Source organism: Polynucleobacter sp. 35-46-11 (assembly GCF_002281105.1).
The window spans coordinates 1-1,685 of sequence record NZ_NCFJ01000532.1; the positions used below are offsets into that span (position 1 = coordinate 1).

Annotated in this window: 3 protein-coding genes; 2 read left to right on the forward strand and 1 reads right to left on the reverse strand. The window is 42.0% G+C overall.

Going from position 1 to position 1,685, the window contains the following annotated elements; all coding sequences use genetic code 11:
* Together B7Y67_RS17270 and B7Y67_RS17275 are read left to right on the forward strand one after the other, a co-directional pair.
* On the forward strand, positions 1–395 hold a 395-nt coding region (locus tag B7Y67_RS17270; protein ID WP_293599687.1), incomplete at its 5' end, for a class I SAM-dependent methyltransferase.
* Positions 392–1,108, forward strand: a complete 717-nt coding sequence (locus B7Y67_RS17275) for a Crp/Fnr family transcriptional regulator (protein WP_215300830.1) — start codon at positions 392–394, stop codon at positions 1,106–1,108. The genes B7Y67_RS17270 and B7Y67_RS17275, both read left to right, overlap by 4 nt.
* Positions 1,109–1,167: 59 nt before the next feature.
* Here B7Y67_RS17275 and B7Y67_RS17280 read toward each other — a convergent pair whose 3' ends face one another.
* Entirely contained in the window at positions 1,168–1,476 is a 309-nt protein-coding gene (locus B7Y67_RS17280; protein ID WP_293599688.1) for a high-potential iron-sulfur protein, read from the reverse strand.
* Positions 1,477–1,685 lie beyond the last annotated feature (209 nt).

A 1,685-nucleotide genomic window follows, 5' to 3' on the forward strand; every position in this document is an offset into this window, starting at 1 on the left:
CGAAACAGTTTGCGAAAGATAGCGAAGTCAATATTGAATATAGTCTTTGTGATACGGATGGGTTTGACTGGAAGACCAATTCCTATGATGCAATCATTGCTATTTTTATACAATTTGCTGATCCAGAAATGCGAGTTAGGATTTTTAAGCAAGTACATCAGGCTTTGAAACCCGGCGGTATATTTATTCTTCAGGGCTACACGCCCAAGCAGTTGGAATACAAGACTGGTGGACCATCTCTAATCGAGCACCTCTATACCGAAGAGATGATTCGTGAACTTAGTTGCGACTTTGAAATCCTAGATCTTCAGTGCTACGAAAAAGAATTATCTGAAGGTGCTAGACATACTGGCATGTCAGCTTTACTCGGCATGGTTGCCAAAAAAATCGCATGAAAACCATCGAGATCAAAAGTGCTTGGCAAGGCAACAGCGACTGTAATGCTTGCTCTATCAGAAGCTCTGCACTCTTTGCTGAATTAAATGAAGATGATTTTTCCAAAATACATGAGCCAATTGATGACCTTCGATTTGAGGCGCATTCGGGAATTTACAACCAGGGCGAAGCTGCTGATTTCCTCTATACCTTGAGGGATGGGTATATCAAGTTACTTCATATTAATTCAGATGGATCTGGAAGAATTGTCCGCTTAGTAGTTCCTGGAGATCTATTTGGTATGGAGGCGCTCTTAGGTGACAGTTATGCCCATTCAGCAGCCGCGCTATCCAATATCCATCTCTGCCGTATCCCTAAAAAAATCATCTCTTCTTTGGGCGAAGAGTCACCACGCTTGCATCGTCAGATTGTTAAGAAGTGGGGAGAAGCACTTGCCCAATCGGAATCTTGGTTTTCTGAAATTAATACGGGTAGGATTGAAGTACGTCTTGCGCGCTTCTTCCTCAGGACCGCTAAAGTTTCTGGTGATATGGCAGTCGCCCCATTATTTAAGAGGGAAGATATGGGTTTAATGATGGATGTGAAATTTGAGACTATCAGTAGGGCGCTTGCATCTATGGCTGATCAAGGGATTATTTCAAATGTCACTCGTCTTAGCATTCAAATACCTAGTCTTGAGAAGCTAAAAGCGTTCTCACAGGCAAGTATGTAACTATTTAGGCAAGAAAAAAGCTGCCTAGGCAGCTTTTTAGAACTTCAACTAATTAAGCATTAAGCCTTCTTAGCGTAAGCAGAGCACCAGCCTGGGCCAGCAACTTGCTTAGCACCAAACAAAGAGCAACCACCAGCAGCAGAACCAGGTTTACCTTGATACAAAGCGCAGTTTTCACACTTTTGGCCAGCAGCATACTTTGGATATTTTGCTTTATCCACTTTAGAGGCATCAGCCTTGTAGCCTAAAGCAGCAGCTTGTGGATCAGTTTCGGCAACCATTGCTTGAGCTTGAACTTTACCGTTCAAAGCCAATGTACAAGCACCAGCTGCAGACAAAATCATGAATTGACGGCGACTATTTTTCATTAAAACTCCATTATTAAGGGGATTTTGGGTAGCAATTACCGCTAGCTTCCTGCCATGATAATACTGATAAATCGCCCATCAATAGGGGTTTCTCTGTATTAATTTACCCGCGCCTTAGGGTGAAACTACGAATCTATGCATAAATGCGTATATATGCATTAAGAACGCTATTTTTGCATCAATTTACTAAGAAGAGGCTTTATGAAGAA

What these genes read in the sequence shown, in the direction of transcription:
- B7Y67_RS17275 (WP_215300830.1), top strand. Translation starts at nt 392, where the DNA reads ATGAAAACCATCGAGATCAAAAGTGCTTGGCAAGGCAACAGCGACTGT.
- B7Y67_RS17280 (WP_293599688.1), bottom strand. Translation starts at nt 1,476, where the DNA reads ATGAAAAATAGTCGCCGTCAATTCATGATTTTGTCTGCAGCTGGTGCT.